Origin of the sequence: Rhizobium sp. 007 (genome assembly GCF_015353075.1) — a bacterium.
GTDB lineage: Bacteria > Pseudomonadota > Alphaproteobacteria > Rhizobiales > Rhizobiaceae > Rhizobium.
This window is the reverse complement of the sequence record NZ_CP064188.1, coordinates 1,965,361-1,990,564: the sequence shown is the minus strand read 5'-3', so window position 1 is coordinate 1,990,564 and position 25,204 is coordinate 1,965,361. Positions and strand designations below refer to the sequence as shown.

The 25,204-nt window shown below is 60.3% G+C and carries 22 protein-coding genes and 2 pseudogenes; 12 read left to right on the top strand and 12 right to left on the bottom strand.

The annotated features are described in order from the left end of the window. The first annotated feature begins 8 nt into the window (after positions 1-8). The 4 genes from hisD to ISN39_RS30430 all read left to right on the top strand — a co-directional run bounded on the left by hisD (position 9) and on the right by ISN39_RS30430 (position 4,482). On the top strand, positions 9-1,337 hold the full coding sequence (hisD, locus tag ISN39_RS30445) for a histidinol dehydrogenase (RefSeq protein ID WP_194731633.1): 1,329 nt from the start codon (positions 9-11) through the stop codon (positions 1,335-1,337). 2 nt (positions 1,338-1,339) lie between these two features. Continuing rightward, positions 1,340-2,353 (top strand): zinc-binding dehydrogenase, encoded by a 1,014-nt coding sequence (locus ISN39_RS30440; protein ID WP_194731632.1) that lies wholly within the window; start codon positions 1,340-1,342, stop codon positions 2,351-2,353. Between the two features lie 61 nt (positions 2,354-2,414). After that, the gene (gene hutC / locus ISN39_RS30435; protein ID WP_194731631.1) at positions 2,415-3,146 is read left to right on the top strand and encodes a histidine utilization repressor; all 732 of its coding nucleotides are present in this window, start codon (positions 2,415-2,417) and stop codon (positions 3,144-3,146) included. A 115-nt stretch (positions 3,147-3,261) separates the two neighbouring features. After that, entirely contained in the window at positions 3,262-4,482 is a 1,221-nt protein-coding gene (locus ISN39_RS30430) for a hypothetical protein (protein WP_194731983.1), read from the top strand. Positions 4,483-4,693: 211 nt separating this feature from the next. Here the strand turns inward: ISN39_RS30430 and ISN39_RS30425 are convergent, their stop codons facing one another. Next, the gene (locus tag ISN39_RS30425) at positions 4,694-5,527 is read right to left on the bottom strand and encodes a hypothetical protein (protein ID WP_194731630.1); all 834 of its coding nucleotides are present in this window, start codon (positions 5,525-5,527) and stop codon (positions 4,694-4,696) included. Between the two features lie 76 nt (positions 5,528-5,603). Here ISN39_RS30425 and ISN39_RS30420 point away from each other — a divergent pair, with 76 nt between their 5' ends. Together ISN39_RS30420 and ISN39_RS30415 are read left to right on the top strand one after the other, a co-directional pair. Then, the gene (locus ISN39_RS30420; RefSeq protein WP_194731629.1) at positions 5,604-6,746 is read left to right on the top strand and encodes an exonuclease SbcCD subunit D; all 1,143 of its coding nucleotides are present in this window, start codon (positions 5,604-5,606) and stop codon (positions 6,744-6,746) included. Further along, a complete protein-coding gene (locus ISN39_RS30415; RefSeq protein ID WP_194731628.1) occupies positions 6,743-9,820 on the top strand; it encodes an AAA family ATPase in 3,078 nt (1,025 codons plus the stop codon). The genes ISN39_RS30420 and ISN39_RS30415 overlap by 4 nt, the downstream gene beginning before the upstream one ends. A 193-nt stretch (positions 9,821-10,013) precedes the next feature. Here the strand turns inward: ISN39_RS30415 and ISN39_RS30410 are convergent. The 3 genes and pseudogenes from ISN39_RS30410 to ISN39_RS30400 form a co-directional block, all read right to left on the bottom strand. Beyond that, a pseudogene (locus ISN39_RS30410) lies at positions 10,014-10,244 on the bottom strand (hypothetical protein); the annotation flags it as partial. A 2-nt stretch (positions 10,245-10,246) separates the two neighbouring features. Continuing rightward, positions 10,247-10,608: pseudogene (locus ISN39_RS30405) on the bottom strand (LysR family transcriptional regulator); the annotation flags it as partial. 366 nt (positions 10,609-10,974) lie between these two features. Further along, complete coding sequence (locus ISN39_RS30400; RefSeq protein ID WP_246763473.1) at positions 10,975-11,238, bottom strand: DUF488 family protein; 264 nt, start codon at positions 11,236-11,238, stop codon at positions 10,975-10,977. A 234-nt stretch (positions 11,239-11,472) separates the two neighbouring features. Here ISN39_RS30400 and ISN39_RS30395 point away from each other — a divergent pair, with 234 nt between their 5' ends. Both ISN39_RS30395 and ISN39_RS30390 read left to right on the top strand, forming a co-directional pair. Further along, positions 11,473-13,011, top strand: a complete 1,539-nt coding sequence (locus ISN39_RS30395) for an FAD-dependent oxidoreductase (protein ID WP_194731627.1) — start codon at positions 11,473-11,475, stop codon at positions 13,009-13,011. A 54-nt stretch (positions 13,012-13,065) separates the two neighbouring features. Further along, positions 13,066-13,368 carry a hypothetical protein gene (locus ISN39_RS30390; RefSeq protein WP_194731626.1) on the top strand — a complete coding sequence of 101 codons (303 nt, stop codon included), beginning with the start codon at positions 13,066-13,068 and terminating at the stop codon, positions 13,366-13,368. A 104-nt stretch (positions 13,369-13,472) separates the two neighbouring features. Here the strand turns inward: ISN39_RS30390 and ISN39_RS30385 are convergent, their stop codons facing one another. The 6 genes from ISN39_RS30385 to ISN39_RS30360 are packed head-to-tail and all read right to left on the bottom strand — an operon-like array spanning position 13,473 to position 18,692. Beyond that, entirely contained in the window at positions 13,473-14,417 is a 945-nt protein-coding gene (locus tag ISN39_RS30385) for an ROK family protein (RefSeq protein ID WP_074071331.1), read from the bottom strand. Further along, a complete protein-coding gene (locus ISN39_RS30380; RefSeq protein ID WP_194731625.1) occupies positions 14,417-15,136 on the bottom strand; it encodes a ribulose-phosphate 3-epimerase in 720 nt (239 codons plus the stop codon). Before ISN39_RS30380 ends, ISN39_RS30385 begins: the two co-directional genes overlap by 1 nt. Further along, positions 15,133-15,966, bottom strand: coding sequence for an alpha/beta hydrolase (locus ISN39_RS30375; protein WP_194731624.1), 834 nt, complete (start codon positions 15,964-15,966; stop codon positions 15,133-15,135). The genes ISN39_RS30380 and ISN39_RS30375 overlap by 4 nt, the downstream gene beginning before the upstream one ends. Next, on the bottom strand, positions 15,963-16,784 hold the full coding sequence (locus ISN39_RS30370; protein ID WP_194731623.1) for a sugar phosphate isomerase/epimerase: 822 nt from the start codon (positions 16,782-16,784) through the stop codon (positions 15,963-15,965). The genes ISN39_RS30375 and ISN39_RS30370 overlap by 4 nt, the downstream gene beginning before the upstream one ends. Next, positions 16,784-17,860, bottom strand: coding sequence for a Gfo/Idh/MocA family oxidoreductase (locus tag ISN39_RS30365; RefSeq protein ID WP_194731622.1), 1,077 nt, complete (start codon positions 17,858-17,860; stop codon positions 16,784-16,786). The genes ISN39_RS30370 and ISN39_RS30365 overlap by 1 nt, the downstream gene beginning before the upstream one ends. Positions 17,861-17,870: 10 nt before the next feature. Beyond that, positions 17,871-18,692 (bottom strand): sugar phosphate isomerase/epimerase, encoded by an 822-nt coding sequence (locus ISN39_RS30360; RefSeq protein WP_194731621.1) that lies wholly within the window; start codon positions 18,690-18,692, stop codon positions 17,871-17,873. Positions 18,693-19,131: 439 nt separating this feature from the next. Between ISN39_RS30360 and ISN39_RS30355 the strand changes: the two genes are divergently transcribed. Together ISN39_RS30355 and ISN39_RS30350 are read left to right on the top strand one after the other, a co-directional pair. Further along, positions 19,132-20,280, top strand: a complete 1,149-nt coding sequence (locus ISN39_RS30355; protein WP_194731620.1) for a Gfo/Idh/MocA family oxidoreductase — start codon at positions 19,132-19,134, stop codon at positions 20,278-20,280. A gap of 9 nt (positions 20,281-20,289) precedes the next feature. Beyond that, positions 20,290-21,243 (top strand): alpha/beta hydrolase, encoded by a 954-nt coding sequence (locus tag ISN39_RS30350; RefSeq protein WP_194731619.1) that lies wholly within the window; start codon positions 20,290-20,292, stop codon positions 21,241-21,243. On the opposite strand, the gene ISN39_RS30345 is transcribed toward ISN39_RS30350, so the two are convergent. Further along, positions 21,231-22,265 (bottom strand): LacI family DNA-binding transcriptional regulator, encoded by a 1,035-nt coding sequence (locus ISN39_RS30345; protein ID WP_074071340.1) that lies wholly within the window; start codon positions 22,263-22,265, stop codon positions 21,231-21,233. The two genes, ISN39_RS30350 and ISN39_RS30345, sit on opposite strands and share 13 nt — an antisense overlap. A gap of 158 nt (positions 22,266-22,423) precedes the next feature. After that, positions 22,424-23,185, bottom strand: coding sequence for a DeoR/GlpR family DNA-binding transcription regulator (locus ISN39_RS30340; protein WP_022713936.1), 762 nt, complete (start codon positions 23,183-23,185; stop codon positions 22,424-22,426). Between the two features lie 231 nt (positions 23,186-23,416). Here ISN39_RS30340 and ISN39_RS30335 point away from each other — a divergent pair, with 231 nt between their 5' ends. Next, positions 23,417-24,217, top strand: coding sequence for a class I fructose-bisphosphate aldolase (locus tag ISN39_RS30335; RefSeq protein ID WP_022713937.1), 801 nt, complete (start codon positions 23,417-23,419; stop codon positions 24,215-24,217). A 3-nt stretch (positions 24,218-24,220) separates the two neighbouring features. Beyond that, the gene (locus tag ISN39_RS30330; RefSeq protein WP_194731618.1) at positions 24,221-25,159 is read left to right on the top strand and encodes a PfkB family carbohydrate kinase; all 939 of its coding nucleotides are present in this window, start codon (positions 24,221-24,223) and stop codon (positions 25,157-25,159) included. Positions 25,160-25,204: the final 45 nt, after the last annotated feature.

Sequence of the window (25,204 nt, the reverse complement as noted above, 5' to 3'; positions counted from 1 at the left end):
ACAAGACGATGACCAACGTGTCTTTCTACGATTATTCCAAGCTAAACGTCGAGGAAAAGGCGGCGCTGCTGCGCCGCTCGGAAACCGACATCTCGAGCTTCGTCGAAAAGGTCGCGCCGATCCTCGAAGCCGTTCGCACAGAGGGTGACAAGGCGCTTGCCCGGTTCGGCCGCGAATTCGACAAGGCGGATATCACCGAGGCCAATCTCAAGGTCACCGAGGCGGAGTTCGATGCGGCCTTCAAGCTGGTCGATGCGAGCGTCATCGAGTCCATAAAGTTCGGCATCGACAATATCCGCAAGTTCCATGAGGAGCAGAAGCCGGAAGCCATGTGGCTGAAGGAAATCCGTCCCGGAGCCTTTGCCGGCGACCGCTTTACGCCCATCCAGTCGGTCGCGCTCTACGTGCCGCGTGGCAAGGGTTCCTTCCCGTCGGTGACGATGATGACTTCGGTTCCGGCCGCGGTTGCAGGCGTCCCGAACCTCGCCATCGTCACACCACCCGCGCCGGACGGCTCCGTCGATGGCGCAACCCTCGTTGCAGCACGACTTGCCGGCGTCGAGACCGTCTACAAGGTCGGCGGTGCCCAGGCCGTAGCGGCGGTTGCCTACGGAACCGAAACCGTCAAGCCGGCGCTGAAGATCGTCGGCCCCGGCAGCCCTTGGGTTGTCGCTGCCAAGCGCTCGCTCTCCGGCGTCATCGATACCGGCCTTCCGGCGGGCCCGTCCGAGGTGATGATCCTTGCCGACGATACGGTCCATGGTGGACTTGCCGCACTCGACCTTTTGATTGAGGCGGAACACGGCGCGGATTCGTCGGCCTATCTCGTCACCCACAGCCGCCGGGTCGCCGAAGAGGCGCTCGCAGCGCTTCCCGAGCACTGGACGAAGATGACCGAGCAGCGCGTCGCTTTCTCCAAGGCCGTGCTCACCGGCAAGACGGGCGGCGTAGTGCTCACCTCCTCGATCGAGGAGAGCTACGAGTTCGTCAACGCCTATGCGCCTGAGCATCTGGAACTTCTGTCGGAAGAGCCATTTATCCATCTCGGCCATATCACCGAGGCTTCCGAAATCCTGATGGGCACCCATACGCCGGTCAGCATCGCCAATTTCTCCCTCGGCCCAAATGCCGTGCTGCCAACCAGCCGCTGGGCGCGCACCTTCGGCCCGCTGTCGGTTGCGGATTTCGTCAAGCGTAGCTCCGTCGGCTTTGTAACGGCATCCGCCTATCCGGAATTTGCCCGGCACTCGCACAATCTGGCAATCTACGAGGGCTTCTCTTCGCACGCTCTGGCCGTCTCGCCGGTGCGCGATGCTTACCTGAAGAAGGGCGCCTGAACATGAAGGCCGTGCGGCTTTACGATGCCAAGGTCCTGCGGGTGGAGGAAGTGGCCGAGCCATCGGCCCCGCCACCGGGCTTCGTCAATCTCCGGATCAGGGCCGCCGGTATCTGCGGCTCCGACCTTCACAACTACCGCACCGGTCAGTGGATCTCGCGTCGTCCCTCCACGGCGGGGCATGAATTCTGCGGCCGCGTGACGGCTGTCGGAGAAGGCGTCAACCATGTTGCGGTTGGGGATGTCGTCTCCGCGGATTCGCGCATGTGGTGCGGCACCTGCCCAGCCTGTATGAGCGGCCGCAGCAACGTCTGCGAGACGCTCGGCTTCGTGGGCGAGGTCTGCGACGGCGGCTTTGCCGAGGCGGTGCAACTACCAGCCCGGCTGGTCGTCCGTCACGATCCGCAGCTTTCGCCGCATATCGCCGCCATGGCCGAGCCGCTGGCAGTAGCGCTGCACGCCGTGCGTCGTCTCGCCGTCCCGGCCGGGGAACCGGTTCTCGTGATCGGTTGCGGCACGATCGGCGGGTTGAGCGCCCTTCTTCTCTGCCGGCTGCATGACGGCCCGCTGCTGCTGGCCGATCTCAATGCTGAAAGGTCGGCTCTCGTTGCCGAGGTGACCGGCGGCACGGTCGTTTCTCTTGACAAGGCGGAGATCGAAGCAGCACTTTCCGGCGGACGGCTGCGTCATGCCCTCGATGCCACCGGCAGCATCCAGGCGATTAAACTGGCGCTTGACATCATGTCGAGCGGTGGAGCGCTTGCGCTCGTCGGCATCGGCCACGGCAAGCTCGACTTCGACCCGAACATCCTAGTCGAGCGGGAGATATCGCTCATCGGCAGCCATGCCTTCGCCGGCGAGCTGCCCGAGGCCGTCGGGCTGCTCGTCGAGCTCGCGCCCGCGCTTCAACGCTTCATCGAAGTGCTGCCGGCGCTCGACGACGTGCCCGAGGCTTACGAACAGCTGTTGCGGGGCGAGGGCAAGGCCCTGAAGACGATCATCGAGGTGGCGGGCTAGTCCGGTCCGTCACATGATTCCGGATGCCAGCCTGTCAAGGCGGCGGTGGAGGCAGTGAACCATGAATGCACTTTCAGATTCCGCATCGCCGCTTTACGAGAAGGTGAAGGCATTTGTCCTCGGCAATATTGGCAGCGGCAAATGGGCCCGCAACAGCCGCCTTCCGTCGGAGAACGAACTCGTCTCGACGCTGGGCGTCTCCCGCATGACCGTCCACCGGGCGCTGCGCGAACTCACCTCCGAGGGGCATCTGCGCCGCATCCAGGGCGTCGGCACCTTCATCGCTCCGCCCAGGCCGCAATCGACGCTGATCGAGATCAGCAACATCATCACCGAGATCAAGGCGCGCGGCAGCCGGCACCGGGCCGAGGTGGTCGTGCTCGAGCGTATCGAACGACCGGAAGCCGAGCTTCTGCTCGCCTTCGAGTTCGAAACCGTGAAACCCGTCGACCATTCGGTCGTGATCCATTTCGAGAACGACCTGCCGGTCCAACTCGAGGAACGCTATATCAATCCCGACCTCGTTTCCGGCTATATCGACCAGGATTTCAGCACCCTCGCCACCTATGACTACCTGCAGAACGCCACCCCGCTGACCGAGGTGGAGCATCTCATCAGTGCCCTGCCGGCCGGCGAGAATCAGGCGCGCCTGCTGCACATTCGTCCCGCCGACTGCTGCCTGGTTCTGCATCGCAAGACCTGGACCGGGCCGGTCGTCGCTACCGTCAACACGTTCACCTATGTCGGCAGCCGCTATTCGCTCGGCAGCCGCTATCTGCACGGCGGCAAGTGACCGCCGATCCCCATACTTAGAACGACCCATCCGGAAGAATGTCATGAGCCAGACCATGAGCCGCACCGCGGAAATCAGGAAGATAGCCAAAGCCGGGGACCACAAGGCGGAACGATTGCTGGCCGAACTGCTGCGCGACCTTTTCGAGATCGAGCCGAAGAATGTCGTGATCAATCACGATCAGTACAGCCTCAATTCGCTCAACGGCTTCTTCGAGACCGCCGATGGTGCATTCTTCTTCAAGTTCCACCAGGAAGAGGGCGAGGAGGCCATGAGCGGCGAATATTACCGCGCCGACATCTTGGCTCGGGCTGGCTTGCCGGTGGACCAGCCTCTGCTGATGTCGGCGCTTCCGGGGGATCAGATCCTCGTCTATCGCCGTCGGACCGATCCGCGCTTCTCCGATGTGCTGCGGACGCTGGACCTGAAGGATGATGCCGCGGCGCGGAAAAGGGCTGTGGACGCCGAACGCAGGCTAAACGAAGCCGTGTTGAGGGTCTATCTCGACACGCTCCATCCGGTGAGCGCCGATGAGGTTGCGGCCGAGCCGATCCACCGGCTATTCTCCGAGCGGCTGATCGATCCGCCCGCCGGCACCTATCCGGGCGGGCGCATGGCGAGCTTTTATGTCGGCAAGGACTTCGTCTTTCCCAACTTGACGCTCGACTGGGAGACGTTTTCACGCTGCCGCATTTCGGTCAACGGCATCGAATACCGGGACAGCATCGGTGCCCTCTTCCATGCAGCGCACGAGCGGCTCGACCCGTCGCGGCTGGCGGATGCGGGCGGTGTTACTGCACATGGCGATGCCCATAACGCGAATGTCTGGTACGAGGAGCACGACGGGGAGGCGCGTTTGTCCTTCTTCGACCCCGCATTCGCCGGCGAGAACATTCCAACGCTGCTCGCCGAGGTGAAGACGACCTTCCACAATATCCTCGCCCATCCGCTGTGGCTCTATGATCCTGCCATGGCAGCCCATCACCACAAGGCCAGCGTGGTGCTTGACGGCGATCTGCTGCGGGTCACGACCGATTTCGAGCCGAGCCCGGTCCGACGCTCCCTTCTGGACGTAAAGGCCGAAGCTCTTTGGCGTCCCCTGCTTGGCGAACTGAAGGCGCGGGGCATGCTTCCGGCCGACTGGCGCCGGGTCATCCGGCTGGGCCTTTTCCTCTGCCCGACGTTGGTGATGAACCTGCGGGCCGGCGCCACGACCCATAACCCCGTTTCCTCGCTCATCGGCTTTTCCGTCGCGGTGATGGCCGGCAGCGAGCCAGTGGCAGGCGAGGATGCAGTTTCCCGCCTCCTGGATATGATCGATCCCGACAGAGGCTGACATGATCCTACCATCCTGGCCGTTCCGAGATGTAACCGAGATCAACTTGTCGCCCCCGGAATACCGCGGACCGGTCGGTCTGCGCTGCCTCAGTGCTCGAGAATGCATGTGCCGATCGAGGCGCCTGCTCGAAGGGCCGCAACGTGCAGGATAAATGAACACAACGCTTGAGCGCGATCGCCTATATGGTCGTTCGGTCGCATCCAGTCGGTCAGCCGATCGTGACTGACCGGCGCCCGGTGGTCTTCTCCAGGTCGTCATCGTACTCCGTCCTTACCCGCTCGAGTCGGGCGTCTTCCTGGTCCAGACCCCATCGGCGATCGAGAAAGAATTCGAGAGCTTTTCGTGTCTCGACGCAGAGCAATTCACCTTCGAAGCCGTATTCGGTCCGCACGACGGCCGCCTGCTCCGGTGTGAGGCCGGTTTTTGGCCCGAGCCATATCCTTGCCCGCGTGTTCCAATCCGTGTCGTCGGGGAATTGCTCTGGCGGCGCACGCGTCTGAAAACTACTGCCGGTGCTGACGCGAATGGGCAGATAGGTTCGATACGCCTCATGCTTGAAGCTGAAGGCTCTCACGTGAACTTTTTCGCCGTCTGACACGAAATGTGTGGGGACAATCCATTGTCCGGCATCCGCACCAGACGTCATCGACGTATACTGGACGTGAATCGCCCACCTGTTCCTCATCGCTTGATAAAGACGCGACACCACAGAAGCATCAGCGCGACGTTCCGGCTGGGGTAGGGCGACAGAGAGGGGCAGGTTGCTTTCAGCCAGCACGGCCGCAAAAGCCTCGTTCAATGTGGAAGGGACAAGAGGCTTGTGGTCGAGGGCTGCCAGATATGCCTTCCGCACAGGATCGTAGGTGGGAGGCGTATGCCTGGCGCGCTCAAGATAAAGGCGGAAGTCGAGGGCTGCCTGAGCGGTAGAGATGTCAAAGCGGTCGATCAGATCGCGCCGGTTGGCCATGCCACGCCACGTCAGACACTGATCGAGAAAGATCAGTCGCTCGCGCTGAGCATGTTTCAGGTCGTCGAATTCCATAGCGGGAAAAGTAGCTTGACTCGCGAGCGACTGTCCATCTAAAAATTATACATGTAAAAAATAGACGGATCTACTCATGCGACTGCTTCACACTGCGGACTTGCATCTCGGGCGTCAGTTCCATGGCATGTCGCTTGAGGATGACCATGCGGCGATCCTCGACCAGATCCTGCAAGCGATAAACACGCACCGACCCGATGTCTTCATAATCGCCGGCGACATTTTCGATCGCGCATCTCCTCCCGCAACCTCGGTGCGGCAATTCAATGACTTTCTCGGCCGAGTGGCGCGAGAGACGGAAGCGGCCGTGGTCATGATTGCCGGCAATCATGATTCTGGTGACAGGATCGGCGCCATGTCAGTCCTGACGGACGTACGGCGAGCATTGATCCGCGGACCGCTCTTGGCGGACGAAACACCTCTGATCCTGCATGACGCAGCTGGTCCGGTTGCCATTTCCGCCCTGCCATACGGCTACGAATTCGCCGCACGTGACTGCTTCGGCGATGAGACGATCGCAATGCCCGAACATGTCATTCGGGCTCAGGTCACTGCGGCGCGGCGGCATGTTCCGGAAGGAGCGCGCTGGGTCGTGGTTGCCCACGCCTTTGTAGAGGGCGGCAGTTCGAGTGAAGGAGAGCGGCCGCTGGCGCGGGTCGGTGGCATTGAGACGGTTCGCCACGACATGTTCGATGGCGCCCACTACGTGGCGCTTGGTCACCTGCATCTGCCGCATTCGGTTGGCATGCCGCACATCCGCTATGCCGGTGCGCCGCTGGCTTTCGGTTTTGACGAGGCTGGAAGCGTAAAGTCGATGAGCCTCGTCGATCTCGATGAACAGGGCAGGGAAGCGATCACCGCACTCCCATTCGCGCCTACGCGGGGCGTTAGGGTCTTGCGCGGCAAGTTCGCTGACCTGCTGCACGGGGAACCATCGACCGATTTCATCAAGGCAGTGCTGACGGATGATGCGCCGCTGATCGATCCGATGAAGCGTCTTCGCGAGCTATACCCGAATGCTTGTCAGCTGACTTATGCACGAGATGAGCGTGCGCTCGACATCATGTCCGAAATCAAGGTGCAAGCCACTCTGCATGATCCGGCAAAGGTCATTCGGGAGTTCCTGACGCAGGTTCGCAGCGAAGACCCGGTCGACGCGGAGCTGGCGTTGATCGGGTCTGCCCTTTCTGATCTTCGAAGCGTGGAGACGGAGGTATGAGGCCGGTCAGACTGACGATGCAGGCATTCGGTCCTTATGCCGGCAGGGTCGTGGTGGACTTCCGTGACGCAATTGCCTCGGGCCTTTTCGGCATCTACGGGCCGACAGGGTCCGGCAAGTCATCGATCTTCAGTGCCATGACCTTCGCGCTGTTCGGGGAGGCGGCTAAAGCTGAACAAGAGACAGCGTCGCTTCGCTCCGATCATGCTGATCCCGGCGTTCCGACCGAAGTCGAGTTCGTATTCGATATCGCTGACAAGCGCTATGTTCTGCGTCGGCGGCCGGAGCAGACCCGGCCCAAACAGCGTGGTGACGGTGAGACCCGGGATACCCATGAAGCCTGGCTTTTTGACGCGACCGGACTTTCACTCGAGGACATGACCGACGCGAACCCCGGCCAGGTCATTGCGGAAAAGAAGACCGGTCCAGTCAAAGAGGCTGTGTTCCAGCTCCTCGGCTACGGTGCTGAACAATTCCGGCAGATCGTGCTGTTGCCACAGGGCAAGTTCGAGACGTTCATGGCGGCAAAGACCGATAAGCGGCTCGAGATCCTGCGTGAGCTCTTTGATGTTTCCATGTATCGGCGCATGGCGGCAAAGTTCAAGGAGGATGCGGCGGCAGCTGAGCGGCGGGTTCGGCAAGAACGTGAAGTGTGCGCAGGGCGACTTTCGGCCGAGGGTTTTGAGAGTCCCGACGCGCTTGCGGCCGGTATTGGCGAGGCGCAAGTCGTCCATGACGCGGAAACCCTGAAGGAGATGGCGGCCGCACAGACGTTCGATGCTTCACGGACGGCACTTGCTGCAGCCCGTCAGCTCGAGGACCAGTTTCGAGCCGCCGAGAAAGCCAGGTCGGATGTCGAAGCCCTCATTGGAAAGGCTGAGCATATCCGTGAACTGCAGGAGCGCGTCGACAATGCCAAGCGTGCCCAGGCGCTCCTGGACGTCGAGCGCCACGCGAAAGGTGCCGGGACGGAAAGTCTCGAAGCTGAGGAAACAATGAGAGCGGCCGCGGAGGCAAACAACGCAGCGGCGGAAAAAGCTGGAGCCGCCGCCAGAATGCACGAAGAGGAACGGGAAAGATCGGGAGAAATTGAGGCCCTGCGGCAAGCGGTCGGTAGGATTGGACGCCATCAACTGACCCTTTCCGATGCAAGCCTTTATGCCCAAAAGGCGGATGCAGCCTTAAAGGCCGTTCAGCAGGCGAAGAAGGCTTTCGATCGCGTCGAGGCGCGTATCGAGGAAATGCGTGGCCGGAAACTCGAAAAGGAGCGGGCACTCGGATCCACTCGGGAGAATGATGCCGCGCGCCAGCGGCTAGTCCATCAGCGATTGCTCGTTGAAAATGAGCTTAAAACAGCCGAGCTCCATCAGACTGCTCTCGACGTCGCCGACAGGGCGCGCGTCGAAATGCAGGGGTTGAAAGCGGGGAACGAAGAGGCGGTCCAGTGGGCACAGGCCGCGCGGTCGCGCTTTGCCGCTGCAGAGGCTGCCCTTGCTGAGGCCCAAGCTATTCATTTGGCTGCCAAGCTTGCAGCGGGCGGGGCCTGCCCTGTCTGCGGATCGACCGAGCACCCTCTTCCCGCTGTCGGCAGGGCCGAGCATGCCGGTCTCGATCAGTCGTTTAGAGATGCGAAGGCCCAATGGGAGGCAGCGCAAAGGTCCGAGCAGGACGCTTCTCGCCTTTTCGCATCCGCGCAAGCGAAATGGCAGGAACGCCAGGAAAGACTGGGTGCACTCCCTAAGCCTGAACAGCCGGCCGCCGATCTGCGCACCGCGATTGCTGGCTTGGGCCGGCAGATCGAAGAGCTCGGCCCGGCGATCGATCTCGTCCAGGCTGAGGCCGCACTGACCACATTAGCGACCGAGATTGGCTCAACGGAACAGGAGCGCGACAGCCTCCGCACGGCGTTCGAGAGATCGAAAACCAATGAAGCGCTCGCGCGCGATAGGTTCGAGCAGGCGATCGCAACAGTTCCCCAGGACCTGCGGACGCCGGACGCTCTGATTGCCATGCTCGCCGAACATGAACGCCAGCTCGCAGCTCGAATGGATGCGGCAAGAGTTGCGGAGGATGCTGCACGCCGATCCCGTGAAGCCGCGATCATTGCCAATACGGCAGCAGACGCGGCCAGGCAGGCGTATGAGAATGCAATTGTTCGCCGAGATAAGGCCCAAGCGGAGTTCAAGGCCCGTCTGGCGAAGAGCGGCTTGACGGAACCTCAATTCAACGGTTTCAAGCAGCTGATTGGCACGATCGAGGCTGATGCTCAGGAGATCGCAGATTACCGCAATGCATTGGCGATAGCGCATAGCAACGAAGACACTTCGAGACGCGCGGTGGAGGGCCGCGAACGGCCAGATACCCGTATTTTGCAAGAGGCTTATGACACAGCAGACGAGATGCTCGATCTTGCCAAGACGGCGCGTGCCCAGGCGCAGGCGCGGCTACGGCAACTCGAGAAGCTTCAGCTCGATATCGCCGGTCAACTGAAGCGCCTCGACGAGATCGAAACTGAGACGGCCTCGCTCCGAACACTTGCAGCCCTGTTCAATGCTGAAAATCCGCTGCGGCTGGACCTTGAGACCTATGCGATCGGTGCGATGTTCGACCAGGTGCTGGTCGCAGCAAACCAACGGCTTGGTCCTATGAGCGGTGGCCGCTTCAGCCTCGAACGTGAAATCGAAGGTGGAGCAGGCCGCTCGCGCCGCGGCCTTGGAATCCGGGTGTTTGACGTACACACCGGTAAGGCACGTCCCACGTCGACACTGTCAGGTGGAGAGACGTTCATGGCCGCCTTGGCCTTGGCGCTTGGTCTTTCTGATATCGTCGAGAGCGTGAGCGGGCAGGTGCGGCTCGACACCATTTTCATCGACGAAGGTTTTGGGAGTCTCGATACCCAAAATGAGTCCGGCACGCTCGATCAGGTCCTGCAGGTGCTTACCAATCTCGTTGGTCAGAGGCGCGTGGTGGGTCTGATTTCTCACGTGCCATTGGTGCAGGAGACAATTCCGAACGGATTCTATGTGCGAAAAGAACCGCGGGGAAGTTTCGTCGAGGCACGAGGAATGAATTGAAACATGGCCGTGGCAGATGGTTGACCGCTTGTTCCGGGAGAGGAGAGACGACGTCTACGGTTTCCTTCTGACCCACCGGGACCTCAGCCAAGCTGTGTCATGGGCCGATGTGCTAGGCTTTAAACAGGTGATTCTAGTTTCATTTCCGTGGATGTGTGCCTATTAGCTCCTTCAAATGCAATTGCGGTTAGCATCAGGGTATTCTTTCGCAAAGCTTTCTTGCGACTTCCGCCACTCCGGCGGTTCTTTCTGGGATGAACTCCGCCTCGCAAAGATCATTGATCGTCTGACGCCGGCGGATGAGCCGGGACGCCGCGCCGTCGAAGAGATATTCGGCGGCATACATGCGGCTGTTGTAATTCGACGACATTGACGCCCCGTAGGCCCCAGCATTGTGGAACACCAGGAAATCGCCGACCTGGGCGGAAGCGCGATATCGGGAAGGGAATGACGAATCCATCTGACCCAGTTCAGCAGGTGTGGTTGCGCAAGCGTGACTTCGCTGCCTATCGTTAGCACCGCTCGGTGGCCTGCCGGCACGGCGACCTGTTGACGAGTGCGCTGCCATAACTGGACGAACGCCGGTGCGTGGCGCAGGAACTGCTCGCCAGCCGGCGTGAGAGACGCTCCGCCTTATTCCGAACGAAGAGCGGTCGGCCAAGCAGTTGCTCGAGGTTGCGAATACGCGCGCTGACGGTGGTCTGGGCAACATTCAAGCGTTCAGCGGCGCGAATAAAACTTCCCGTTGAAACTATTTCCAAGAACGTACGGGCGAGTTCAATGTCCATTGAAGAATAGCATAAACGTTGCGCTCAAATGTCAATCAAATTCGTTTGCTAAATACTGGTCGCCCGGTAAGCTTTGGTAATTCCAAGCGCTCCGTGCTGCACGCGTCAGTTGTCTTGGCCTGAACTCGTCTTCAAGCCCGCGCAGCATTGACACGCAGCACGACAGGACAAACCATGTCGATCAGAGAAGAGAGCGAGGGCGACCTCCTCACGACGCTTGGCGCGGTTGGCAGCAGATACTTCGTCTATCGCCGCGGCGGTAGTTTCGGACGAGCCAGTTGCGCGACCGGCACAACCCATATCGCGTGGCCGCCACCGACATCCACGCCAGTCGTCGGAAACACTCGCGCTATCGACAGGCGGTTTTTATCGATGCGCCAGCAAGATCTCCCCGAGTACGACGGCATCGTTGTGGATCGCGTCGTTCGCTCCGTAAGCAAGCGTGACGGGACCTTTCAGCGCCAGGTCGCGCAATCGATCGAATTCGTCGCGATGCTCCCGGATCTCCGTGGAATATCGGCTGCGAAATTCCTCCCAACCGGCTCGGTCGTGTCCGAACCATTTCCGCAAGTGAGTGCTTGGCGCCAGTTCCTTGGCCCAATAGTCAATTGCCGCATCGGTCTTCTTCACCGCGGGGCCACAAGGCGATTCTGTAAACTTGCTGATCGGTGCTTGAACGAAACATCCAGCAACAAAATTGCACGCAACAAGCTATTAAATTCGTTTGCTTAACGCGTCCAATGACAACAAGCTGCCGGGCAGAGATGGCGACCGGCAGCCGCAACATTGAGATCAAAGGCACCGCGAAACAGAGTTCGCCCTTCGCGCCGCCGAGGAGACCTCTAAAGCCAAGGGAGAAGACGAATGACTCCTAAGCAGACAAACACAACTGGGCCGGATTTGGTGCGAGGTATCGGACTTGCCGATCTTCCCGACGGCAGTAAGCTTGTCGGCCATTGCGGCGATGCGCAGGTGCTGCTCATGCGTCGCGGGCCGCAGATATTCGCCGTGGACGCACATTGTACGCACTACAACGGTCCCCTCGTCGACGGTCTGGTCTCCGGCGACACCGTTCGCTGCCCTTGGCATCACGCATGTTTCGACTTGAGGACTGGCGAGGCTCTGCGCGCACCGGCTTTCAGGCCGCTGGCATGCTGGTCGGTGGAGCAACGCGACGGCAAGATCTTCGTAGTCGGAAAGCGCAAGCGTGCAGAACCAACAACACGCGAGCCGTCTGCGGAAGCAATGCCGGGGAAGATCGTCATCGTCGGCGGCGGTGCGGCCGGCTTTGCCGCGGCCGAGAGGCTGCGGCGCGAGCAGTATCCTGGGAGCATTGTCATGCTCAGCGACGACGAAGCGCCACCTGTCGACCGACCGAACCTTTCAAAGGACTACCTGTCCGGTAAGGCGCCGGAGGACTGGGTCCCACTGCGGGGAGAGGGCTACTATTCGAAAAACCAGATTGACCTTCGTCTCGGTACGCAAGCGGTTCGCATCGATCCGCACACCCGTGAGGTCATCCTCGCTGGCGGAGGCTCGATTCCCTATGACAGGTTGCTACTTGCGACCGGTGCAGAACCCGTTCACCTGACCATTCCAGGCGCCGACCAGCCCCATGTTCATACGCTACGCTCGCTTGCCGATTGTCGGGCCATAATTGAGCAGGCCAAGACTGCCAAGCGCGTCGTCGTGCTTGGCGCCAGTTTTATCGGCCTCGAGGTCGCCGCCGCCCTGCGCTCTCGCGGAATGGACGTCCAAGTCGTTGCACCCCACAAGCAGCCACTGGGGCGGGTTATGGGTCCACAGATGGGCGATTTTATCCGGGCCCTTCACGAGAAGAACGGCGTCGTTTTTCACATGGAGGACATCGCGAGCAGTATCAATGGCAACGAGGTGGAACTTCGCAGCGGCAAAACGCTGCCCGCTGATCTCGTTGTCGCCGGCATCGGCGTACGACCGCGGACCAGCCTCGCAGAAATGGCAGGGCTGACTGTTGATCGCGGTGTCGCCGTGAATAGCTTTTTGCAAACCAGCGCCCCTGGAATTTTCGCGGCCGGTGACATTGCGCGATGGCCCGATCCCTATAGCGGAGAGGACATTCGCGTCGAACATTGGGTGGTCGCCGAGAGGCAGGGGCAAACCGCGGCGCTTAATATGCTCGGTCAGAATGAAAAGTTCGCAGCCGTGCCGTTCTTCTGGAGCCAGCACTACGACGTCAGGATCAATTATGTCGGCCACGCCGAACGATGGGATAAGATCACGGTCGAAGGGGACATCACTGGCAGGGACTGTCTGCTGCGCTTCAAGCGTGACGGACATTTATTGGCTGCCGCTTCGATTTCCCGTGACATCGACAATCTGACGATCGAGGTGGCGATGGAGCGTGAAATGGCGGCCCGCTGACGATGCACAGCCGCAACGGTTCGCACCGCCGCAGTGATGGAAATGGAGCTGACTATGTCGAGCTTACTTCACAATCTCGGTTCTGGCGTGCAAGTTGCACCCGCCAAGCACTACTCAAGGCTAATTAAGTTTATCGACGAGATCGCCAAGCATGAGCCTCACGAGACATCTACCTCGGTCGATATCTTCTCGAACGACAATAAGTGGTACTGCCAGATCCGCTGCGGCGAACAAAGGACTCAGCCAATGGGGCCTTACACCAAACGGCAGGCAGAGCGGGTTCAAGACGCTCGCAGGACACGAATCGCAGAAAAGGGCACCGCCTGGCTCATCTTCGAGCAAACCGATGGGGACTGAAGATGACGCATCCATCCAATTCGCTGCTGTGCGCGACAATCTGCGAAGTCGCACTTCAGGCACTGGAACTCTCCACGTCGTAAAAGACCATTTGCGAATATCTTTCAATTGAGAAAGATCAAGCTAGCGGCGCCCACCAAACCGGCATGCCTGCCGAGCTGCGCCGGCACAACCGGCACGTCGCGATAAGCGGGCATCGCTCGCTCCTGAATGGTGGCCTCGATGGGTTTTCGAAGGAGATCATAGCCATAGGAAATTCCACCGCCCATGACGATCATGTCGGGAGAGTAGAGATGGAGCAGATTGGTAAAGCCGATACCCAACCAGCGGGCTTCCCTGTCAATCAGCCCAAGTGCTGTTTCGTCACCGCTGCGCGCCGCCTCGACGACGTGTCGGCCCGTCACGTCGCCGTCGTGGGACAGCGTTCGCAGCGCCGAGCCGTCGCCTGGCTTTGTTAAAGCAGTAGCACGCCGGCCGAGCGCAGTACCCGACGCTACCGCCTCGAAGCAGCCCACCGCCCCGCAAAGGCATCGTTCGCTCTCGCTCGTGATGGTCATATGGCCGATTTCGCCTGCGAGCCCACGGCGCCCATGCACGATCCGGCCATCGGAGATCACCCCGCCGCCAATGCCGGTAGACACGGTGACGAAAACCAGCGAGGCCGCGCCGCGGCCGGCCCCGAAACGCCATTCGCCGAGAGCGGCGGCGTTCGCATCGTTCTCCAGCCGCACAGGCAGGTTTAAGCGGTCCTGAAGACGGCTCGCGAGGGGTACTTCGCGCCAGCCCGAGAGGGTCGGTGGTGCGGTAAGGATGCCCGCGACTGGATCGAGCGGGCCGGGCGCTCCGATGCCGATACCAAGCGGCTGGGCGTCGGGAACTTCCGAGCAGGTTTTCTCCGCGAGCATCGCGATCTGCTCGATGACCGCATCCGGTCCATCCTTCGCAAGCGTTGGCATGGACGCGAACGCCAGCAAATTGCCGCCGTCGCCAACCAGCGCGGCGCGCAGCTCCGTTCCACCCAGATCGAATGCAAGTGCAATCCTGCTCATCAGGGCTGGGTCTCCAAAGCATGCAGCCAAGCGATACGGCCCGGCAGATCCTTGTCGCCGAACGCCAGCGATCCGAGCACGACCGTCTCCGCCCCAGCTGCCCGCAACAGTGGAACGGTCTGTTCACGAATGCCGCCGTCTGCCGCAAGAACAATCGCCTTTTCGCGTCCGACACGCTTGATCAACGACCGCGCTTCGCGCAGTCGGTCGCAGGCTTTGTCCGAAAGGCTTTGTCCCTTGACGCCGATCGAGGTCCCGAGCAGCGTGAAGAAGGCGACCTTAGCGAGGAACGGTTCTGCCTCGGCGACCGAAGTTTCCAGCCGCAGTACGACGCCGGCTTCGGCCCCAAGCTGTCTTGCGAGTTCGACCGCGCGCAAACCGGCTTCGCCGGTCTCGGCATGAACACTAACGAGATCGGCACCCGCCTCGATGAACTGGCGTGTTTGCTCCTCGACAATCTCGGCCTCGACCATCAGATGCACATGAATAGGTTTTGCCGTCAGCTTGGCAATGCGGGCGACGAAATCGGGAAAGAACAGGAAGCCGGGCGTGAAGCGCGCGTCGGCAACGTCGATATGGTGAAGATCGACATAAGGCTCGATGCGGTGAAGGTCGCGCTCCATGTTGGCAAGATCTGCGGACCAGAGCGAAAACTCGCCGAGCAGTCTGTGCCGGGGCAATGCGGCGATGGCGCCGCCCGAGAGAGATTTCGCCGTCATAGGTGAGCAACGCTCCGATGTTTGAATTCTGTGTTGAGGAATTGCAGAATGACTGTTCGGACCGCGGCGAAATGAGCTTCGGTCGCCGCCGCCTTCGCAGGCACTTCGAGGAAATGCGCATTTGGAAGCGTGTCAGCCATCAATTGTGCGACGGCGAGAGGGTGAATGGCATCCTGCCGGTTGCCGAGGACGAGGGCGGGAATAGCGAGATTTGCCGCGTCCTCTTGCGAAACGCCGGTTCCATCCGAAGCGATGTCGCCCAGCACGTCAGCGAAGGCTGAGGCATCCGGGCGTTCGAAATAGCCGAGCAGGGAAGCAAGATTGTCCGGCGCTTCCACACGCAGATGTTGCGCCGTCGCCGACTTTGCAAAAAGCGCCTGCCCATCGGCAAGCGAACGGGATCGAAGCAATGCCGCGATCTCGCGGATCGGTGCGAGGTTGTCGGGGGCGCGGGCAAACGACCAGGCCGGGCGTACCAGGATGAGGCCCTTGACGCGTTCGGGATGTGTTTTTGCCAAATGCAGCGCGATGGCTGCGCCCAGGGAGATGCCGCCGGCGATGAACCGGCCTATCCCCTTTTCGTCTGCAGCGGCGACGACGTCGGCTGCAAACATCGCAATCGAGAAGGGGCGTCGCGTGCCAAGCGTCGAGCTGCCATGCCCGCGGCACTCAGTGGTGATCCGCCGCCAGTCGAGTCCCTGAGGGAGAGCCTGTGCGACCTGCGCCTCGCTGCCTCCGAGCCCGTGTTGAAAGACCAAGGCGCTGCCTGTCCCGCAGTCGTGGATTGAAAGGTCGGTATCGTCTCGTCTGAAGGTGATGTGCGTCTTCATCGGATCAGATCCGAAAGGAATCTGGCGACGGCGGGTGCTTCCACTGCCGCAAGGCCGTGCGTGACGAGCGGACCGTCGAAACCGGTCACGCGCAGACCGTCGACAAAGGCAGGGAAATCGACGATGCCCTGACCCGCTGTCGCGAAGCGGCCATCGGCATGGCGGTCCTTCGCATGGGCCATCGTCACATGACCAGCCGAGATATCGATCGCCCTTTCGACGATGTCGGACACTTCGGCTGGCGACGCCCGCTCGAAGAGATTTGCCGGATCGAGCACGATGCGCAGCCGCTTCGAACCCATCTCTCCGATCAGCCGCACTGCATCAGCGGCAGACGTGACGATGTTTGCTTGTTCCGGCTCGATGCCAAGAGCGATGTCGTGCCGCTCGGCGAACCCCAGCGCCTTTTCCATTTCGGCCGCCATATCGGCCCAGGCAGATGGAAGCGCATTGTCCGGATGATACATCCATTGATCCTGGGCATTGCGGCTGCCGGTGCAAAGCGTCACCAGCGGGATCTGCAAGGCTGCTGCTGTTTCGATCACTATCTTGAGCTGTTTAGACCCCATATCCCGCACGGATTTGTCCGGGTGGGCCATGTTATATGTGCCTGAAAGGGCCGCGAGCGAAACACCGGTTTCTCTGGATGCCGCCCGGATCGCGGCAATCGTTTCCGGTGCCACTGCATCCGGCATCGACGGCAGGCCGACACAGGCGAGATTGAACTGTGTCGTCGCAAAGCCACTTTCACGCACGGCTGACAGTACTCGCTGGGGATCGGTGCCGGGGAAGGTCTTTGCAAAGATGCCGAGCTGCATCAGACCGATCCCGTGACGGTTGCGAGTTCCACACGTTCGCCCGTTTCTACCGAGCGGGCGATGGCGACCATGGCGCGGATGGAGGCGATGCCGTCCTGGATATCGGCACCGCGCATCGGTGCGCCGTTCAGCACGGTATCGGCAAGCCCTTCCAGCTGCCTGCGGAAGAAGTGCCCATCGGCTCCCAGCGGCTTGCGGGTCGTGGCGTCCTTCTCGTGGAAGATCTCGACCTCACTCGCCCTGAGGTACCAGGGATTGAAGGTCTTGGCGATTACTGAACCATTTTCGCCATAGAGGTGGAAGCCCTCATGCCAGTCCATGCGCACCGCGACCGTCAGATCGAGATGACCGAGCGCGCCGTTGGCGAACTCGGTTTCCACGAACCAGCAATAGGCGTTGGCGCGCTCGAGAAGGCGGGCTCGGACCGCGACGATCCCGCCACACAGGAAACGGGCGGTATCGACGAGATGCGAGCCATGCGCCAGCATGAAATACTGGCGCAGGTCAGCCTTGGGATTTCCGGCGGGTTTTCTGGCGAACTTGCTGGTGATCGGCAGTGGCTGGACCGCGTCGGTATTTGTGTAGCGGTGGGTGGAGTCGCAGTACCAGGCTTTCAGCGCGAAAATCTCGCCGATATCGTCACGGACAAAATCCCGTGCAGCCTCCAGCGCTGGGTCGAAACGCTTCATGTGACCGACCTGCAGCACTTTGCCGGATCGCTTGACGGCGTCGGCGAGCGCCTGGCCTTCCTCGATCGTCAAACCCGTGGGCTTCTCGCAAAGCACATGTTTCCCAGCATCGAGCGCCTTGATCGACATCGGCACATGATAGGCGTCTGATGTGGCGATGATGACGGCTTCGAGCTCCGCGTCGGCAAGCATTGCGTCATAATCGGCATACATCTTCTGAGGCTCGTATGTCGCGCCCATGCGCGCAAGCAGGTCGGGCGCTGCGTCACATATTGCATAAAGGTCGGCATTCCTGGCCTTCGCGCAGGATTCGAGATGGGCGAACTGTGCGATCGGGCCGCAGCCGAGCACGCCCACACGCAGCCGACGGTCTTCCTTGCGGATCATGACTTCTTCCTCAGGCGCCGTAGCGGCGCATCGTTTCACGGTTCGTCCTGACGGCAGTCGCAGGGTCAGCGGCGGCTGTGTCCGATTCCTCTTCCAGTACCAGCCAGCCATTGAAGCGCGGCCCCGCAGCGACGATGTCGATCACGGCGGGCGTATCGCAGACCCCCTTGCCAAGCATGGCCCATTTGCCGTTCGCATCGACATCCTTCAGATGCAGATAGCGGATGCGGTCCTGATAGGTCCGCAGCGTATCGATCACATCCCCATGGCCGCGCAGGATATGGCCGGTATCCGGCACCCAGCCGACCAGGTTCTTGTCGATAAGCGAGAAGATCCGGTCATAATCGGCACGGTCGAACAGAAGCGTGTTGTGGTGCGAACTGGGATGCAGGGCGATATCCACGCCCGAAGCTTTGCCCAGTTCGCCAGCCCGATTGTAGAACTCCGCGGCGATCTCGAATTTCGCCTTCCGTGGTCCTTCGGAGACCACTGTCGCCGAGCCGATCGAAACGAGGGCGCCGGAAAAGACGGCCGCGAAATCGATCCAGCGCTGTGTGGTCCTGAGGTCGTTCTCGATCTCTTCCTTGACGGTAAAGCCGCTTTTCGAGCCCATCGCGAAAGCCACCAGCGTCAGGCCATGTTTCTGAAGGCTCGCGGCGAAATCATTGGGACTATCTGCGTAGTGGCCGATCATCGTGTCGGTAATCTCGATGCCCGCATAGCCGCCCTCGGCAATGGCTTCCAGCAGTTCGTCCGGACCGCCATTCCAGTTTTTCCCAAGCATTTCCCACGTGAATGTCTGGCAGCCAACTTTCAGGTCTTTGCTACTCATGCCAATTCCTTGATATCGTCCGGCGTCAGGCTTTCGATCATATGCCGCTGAACCGGGATGATCGGCGCCGTTGGCATGATGGGTGAGACGGGGGGCGAAACCCCACGCTCTGAAAGTGAGATCTGATGTGTCCACCATGCCAGCAGAGATCGCCTGGCGCCGCTGTTGAAACCCAAAACCACAAAGAGCAAGATGTTCACTGAAAAAGCACTGCCCCGCGATTCTCCTCCCCGCGCTCGCTAAGCGACGTTCGTTGCCCGTCTCAATTTAGTAACGTCTACCTCCCTGGCGAGCCACGCACCGCTGCCGGGTCTCTATTTCCGCATGTTTTATAAAAAATTATCGCGCGTCAAGAAATAAAATGTTTCTATGGCGCCTGTTCGTGGCAGCGATGCCCATCGATAATCGAAATATCTGAATTGGCGGGGGAGGCCAATTTATGAAAGCATATTTGGGAACCAGGCTGGGCATCGGCGTTGTCGGCTGCGGCAATATCTCGATGACATATCTGCGCAACGCTGCCCTGTTTGCCGGAGTCGAATTGAGGGTATGTGCCGACATCTCATCCGACATGTCGGCGCTGAGGGCGAAGGAATACGGCATCCGGGCAATGGAGGTCGATGCGCTGTTGGCCGACCCCGAAGTCGACCTTGTCGTGAACCTCACGATCCCGGCCGTCCATTTCGACGTTACGATGTCGGCGCTTTCTGCGGGCAAGCACGTCTTCACCGAAAAGCCGCTCGCCACGTCGGCTGCCGAGGGCCGCAAGCTTGTGGCCGAAGCCAGAAGTCGCGGTCGTTTGTTGGGTTCCGCTCCCGATACATTCCTCGGCGCTGCCGGCCGCCGTGCGCGAAGCCTGATGGATGCAGGTGCGATTGGCCGCCCGGTCAGCGGCACCGCCTTCATGTTTGGCCGCGGAATGGAGCATTGGCACCCCAATCCGCAATTCTACTATCAGCCCGGCGGCGGCCCGCTCTTTGACATGGGCCCCTATTATCTGACGATGCTCGTCAATCTGCTCGGCCCGGTGAAAAGCGTCATGGCGATGGCGACGAAAGGCCAAGAAGAGCGGTTGATCACCGCTGACGGCCCCTTCAAGAACACCACGTTCAAGGTCGGGACGCCGACCAGCGTGCTCTCGCTTCTCGAGTTTCAGTCGGGTGCGACGGTGAATTTCGGTGCGTCGTGGGATGTCTTTCGACACTCCAATCATCCGATCGAATTGCACGGCACGGAAGGTTCGTTGCGCCTGCCCGATCCTGATACCTTCGGCGGAACAGTTTCGCTTTCCGAGCGCGGTGCCGAATGGAAGAATTTCAAAAGCGAGGGGGAGCTGTATGGCGCGCCGAACTGGCCGTATAACGCTCCCGACCGCGCCAATTATCGCATGCTGGGCGTTGCCGATCTCGTCCGCGCGCTTGGCGAGGGCAGGGCGCCGCGCGCCTCCGGCGATTTAGCGCTTCATGTTCTCGAGATCATGGAAGCGACCCTGGCATCCAGCGAGAGCCGGAGCGCGGTCGCGGTTGCGGGCACAGTTGCGCGACCACCGTTGCTCGGCGAAGATGAGGCCCGCAGCCTGCTTGCTTGAGGTGAAGCGATGAAACATCGAGTGGATCCCGGCGCCGCGCATGTCCTGGCACTCGGTCGCGCCGCCAACCAGTCACCCTTTGAACTCGGGACAGCCAACGAGGCGCGCGCTGCCTATGACGCCGGTTGCCCGACATTGCAGGGCGATCGCGAACTGGTTGCCGCCATCGAGGACAGGACCATCGTTGGCACGGGCGGCCCGATCCCGCTCCGGATCTATCGCGGCGTGGGTGCTCCGATCGCGGACGCGCCGGCGCTTCTCTACCTTCATGGTGGCGGCTGGGTTGTCGGCACGCTTGAATCGCATGACGAGATTTGCCGGTGGTTTGCAAATATCGGTGCCTGTATTGTATTTTGCCCCGACTATCGGCTGGCGCCGGAGCACAAGTTCCCGGCGGGCTTGGAGGACTGCGTATCGGCTCTTGCCCATGTGGTGGAGCAGGCAAGTTGGCTTGGTATCGATCCTGACCGGATCGCGGTCGCGGGCGATAGCGCCGGCGGCAACCTGGCCGCTGTCTTATCACTTCTGTCGCGAGATGGCGCTGCGCGGAAAATCTCGGCGCAACTTCTGCTCTATCCCAACACCGATGCCCGACAGACAGCCGACAGCTATGTCAGGTTTTCGGAAGGATACGGTTTGACCACCTCGACGATGCGTTGGTTCCGGGATCATTACGTCCGCGATGCGGCTGATATCGTTGATTGGCGCGTCTCTCCCCTGATCGTCGACAATGTCGCGGGTGTGCCGCCGGCCTTCATCGCGATTGCGGGCCATGATATCCTCGCAGACGAAGGGGAGGCCTATGCCCGCCGGCTTGCCGAGGCGGGTATCCCCGTAATTCTGCGGCGTTGGCAGGATCAGATTCATGGCTTCGTTTCCATGGGGCGGCACATTCCGGCGGCGCGGCGGGCGGTGGAAGAGGCAGTTGCCGGATGGCGCAGCCTTGTCGATCACGCCGACTGACGCATCACCAATGTACCGTCGAATATGATTTTTCGGGCAATGACCTGTGCGGAATCATCGGATTCGTCCAGCATGGAAAGCAGCGTGTCGACGCTGCTGCGCGCCATGGCCGTGAAGTCCTGTGCCATTGTCGTCAATGGCGGGCAAGTATAGCGGCTGAGGGGGTGGTCGTCATGGGCGGCGATGCGAAGATCACTATCGCTCCTGCGGCCGACGCGTAGGCCGCGCGCATGGGCGGCTGCCATCGCGCCGAAGGCGAGGCGATCGTTCGCGCAAAGAATTGTCGTGCCCGGGAGCGTACCAGCCGTGATCAGTGCATCGGTCTGCTCATACCCCATATGTTCGAAATTCCAGCTGTAACTCTCAGTGTCGCCAAACACGACCGGTTCAAATCCGAGCGACTCCATCGTGGCGATATAGCTTGCCAGCCGCTCCCCGGAATTGTGATTGACATGCGGAATGTCGAAATATGTAGGCGGCTCGCCCGATCGACAAAGATAGTCGACAATTGTCGCAACGCTTTGGGCGTTGTTGTTGCCAATGAACGGCGTGTTGCCTTCGATGAACGTATCGAAGTAGACAATGGGAATGCTCTCCCGAAGTTTTTCGAAGATGCCAGGCTCGGAAGCGAGGCCTAGAGGTGCGATGATCGCGCCAGCAGCCTTCAATGACAACAGCGTGTTCACAGCCTCGGCTTCAAGATCTGGCAAGCCGTGGGACGAGATTACGATTGGCCAGTAACCTTCGCCGCGAACGAGTAATTCCAGACGGTTGACCATTTCGGCATAGAATGGATCCGTTATGACAGGCACGAGAATGCCAATGTTCCGCGTCCTCTTGCGATTGAGGTTGCGGGCATAGAGATTGGGACGGTAGTCGGATGCCGACAGCGCGTCCTCGATGCGTTTGCGCGTCATCGGCTTTACGCTGCTCGGGCTATCGAAATACCTCGAAAGCGTTGGACGAGAAACGCCGCAGGACCGTGCGAAATCGTCCATGGTTTTGATCGTCATCTTATCCATTGGCAATTCTGGTTGCACTGCGCCAAGGAACGTCTGCGTCAGCTGATGTCGCAAAGGCAATCAGTGTGAGGGCTTTCAAACGGCGTTTGTAGCCTGACAATATCGCATGCGCAAAATTTTTTGTTACATAAAGCACAATCGACAGCGTAGTGCCGCCTCTATACATAGCGCACTTCGACTCCCAGCTTGTCCAATCGACTGCGAATCCCATGCGGCATGCCCGTATCGGTAATAATCAAATCGACCCGTGAAAGCGAAAATGCCTTGGATGAGGCGCCAATATCCCACTTGCTGGAATCCGCCACAAGGATCACGCGCCTCGCCATGCGCACCAGATTTCGTTTGGTCCGTGCAATGTCTTCCGAGACATCGACGACATCGAATGAGTGATCGATTGCATGAGCGCTGAGAAACGCCTGGTGGGCAACGAGACCGCCCACGGCCTTGTCTGAATCCGAGACAATCGTGCTGACAGTGCTGGGAAAGACTCGACCGCCTATCATGTGCACGTCCAAGCCTGGCCGATACATCAGATGCTGCGCAATATTCATGGCGGTTGTGGCCACCACGACATTGTTGACCGGCGGCATTTGCATGGCCACCTGCAGCAGCGTCGAGCCGCTGTCAAACACCACGGACTGGTTGTCGATGATCTGGCGTGCCGCCATCTGAGCGATGCGTCGTTTGGCATCGAAATTGCGGTTCATACGTTCTTCGAAGGCTGCCGCGGGCGAACTGGCCGGCAAAGCTATCGCACCGCCATGTGTCTTGATGAGCAGCTTCTTGGCATCCAGAATTTCCAGGTCGGATCGGATGGTCACTTCGGATACGCCGAAATTTTCCGCCAGCTGGCTGGTGCGCGCTTGGCCGGTCCGCTGAAGTTCCAGCATAATCTGATGTCGCCGTTGTTCTGCAAGCATGTGTGATCCCGAATTGGCTTCCGAACAGGTTGCGGTGCCGATCTTTCGAAAATCGAAAATATGTGGTCGACCGTACTGTTCAAAGGACGAGCGAAAGGCCGAAGTTGGCATACGTTAGCGCGCGCAATCGTAAACTTAAATTAAAACGAAAGAAATCGAAATATTGAATATTCGTTTACTTTCGAGTTAGGGTCTCCCGCGAAATCGAACCTTATAAAGGACAGCATTGATATGGGCCTTGGAACCAAAATTCGCCTGTCACGGCTGTTTTCTCATCCGTCGGGGCATTTATTCGGTGGCGCCGTCGACCACTTCGTTGGCTATGGCAACGTCCGCGAGGGCGGTCTTGCGGATCTGCCGGGCGCCCTGAAGCGGGTGATGGCTGGAGAGCCGGACTATATCAGCATTCAGCCGGGGGCGGCGCGTCACTTGTGGCCGGCCTATGCCGGCAAGGCGGCGCTGGTTATTCAAGCCGGCTGCTTTACGCCGGACGATCGAATCCGTCAGTTGATCGCGACCCCTGAGGATGCGGTGCGCTACGGTGCCGATGCTTTGGCCGTTGCCATTCCGGTGCGCGGCAATACCGAAGGCGAATACATTCGCTGGCTTACCGATACGGTCAACGCCGCTGCTCGCTTTGAAATGCCGGTCGTTGCGCATGTCTATCCCCGCGACTATTCAGACGGCGGCAAGATCGTATTCACCCCCGACGAAATCGCCTATGCCGTGCGGATAGGGTTTGAAACCGGCGTCGACGTGATCAAGGTCGGATACACCGGGGACTTCGCTTCATTCCAAGAGACTGTCGCCACTTGCCCAGTTCCCATCGTTATCGCGGGCGGTCCGAAGGCGGATAATCTGCTCGGAGCCCTGACACAGACCTCCGATGCCTTGCGCGCGGGGGCAAAGGGTGCAGTGGTGGGGCGAAACCTTTGGGGGCACGGCGACACGACGATGGCGGCGCGCGCCTTCAAGCTGGTCATTCACGGTGGTATGGCGCCGCAAGAGGCGCTCGCGGCCGCGGGCGGTTGACAGGTGACACGCAACCTTCAGGTTCTGGGCTTTGGGGCCCTGGCGATCGACGATATCATCTACGTCGACCGACCGCTGAGTGCCGGCAAAGGGAAGGTGATAAATCGCACTCAGGACCACGGCGGCAATGTAGCGACGGCCCTTGTTGCGGTCGCAAAGCTGGGAGGGCGGGCCGGTTTCATCGGCTGGTTGAATGATCAGCCCCTCGCCGATGTCAGCGCCCGCGAGCTTGAGCGGCACGGAGTCGATATATCCTTTGCGCCGCGTCGCCCAGATGCCAGGCCCATACGTTCGGTGATCACGGTCGGACCTGAAGGCGACAGGTTTATCGCCTATGACGATGATGTGCCGCACGGAACCTCCGAGGCGCTGGCCGATAGCACCCTTGCGCAAGCCCAGGTGCTTTTGATCGACGGCTATGCCGTCAACGCCGATATGGTTGTTGCGCGCGCCCGTAAGCTGGGCTTGGCGGTGGTGGCAGACATTGAATGGGCGATCGGGCCGGCAACCGAACGATTAGTGAGCTTATCCAATCACCTGGTATTGCCATTGAAATTTGCGCAGATTTATTCTTGTGAAACCGACCCGAGGTTGATCCTGCGCAAGCTGTGGTCTGATGACCGGACAGCAGTCGTTCTGACCGACGGCGAACGAGGATCTTATATCATGCAGACGGGAGATGACGTTTTGTGGCATGTCCCGGCCTATAAGGTCAAAGCGGTCGACACGACCGGCGCCGGAGATTGCTTTCACGGCGCCTATGCCTTTGCCCTTACACAGGGAAAGCAGCCTGTCGCCTGCGCCGTTTACGCAACTGCCGCAGCGGCGATTTCCGTGACCGGCCCGGGTGGCCGTATGGCTCTGCCGGATCAAAGCGCCTGTCTCGCGTGGATGGCGAAGGATAATGCGCCCGTGCCCAGACCGATTGCGCCGCCAGACTGAGCGTTCATTACGCTGGTGCCCTGGAGATCGGAATAGCGCTGCGCA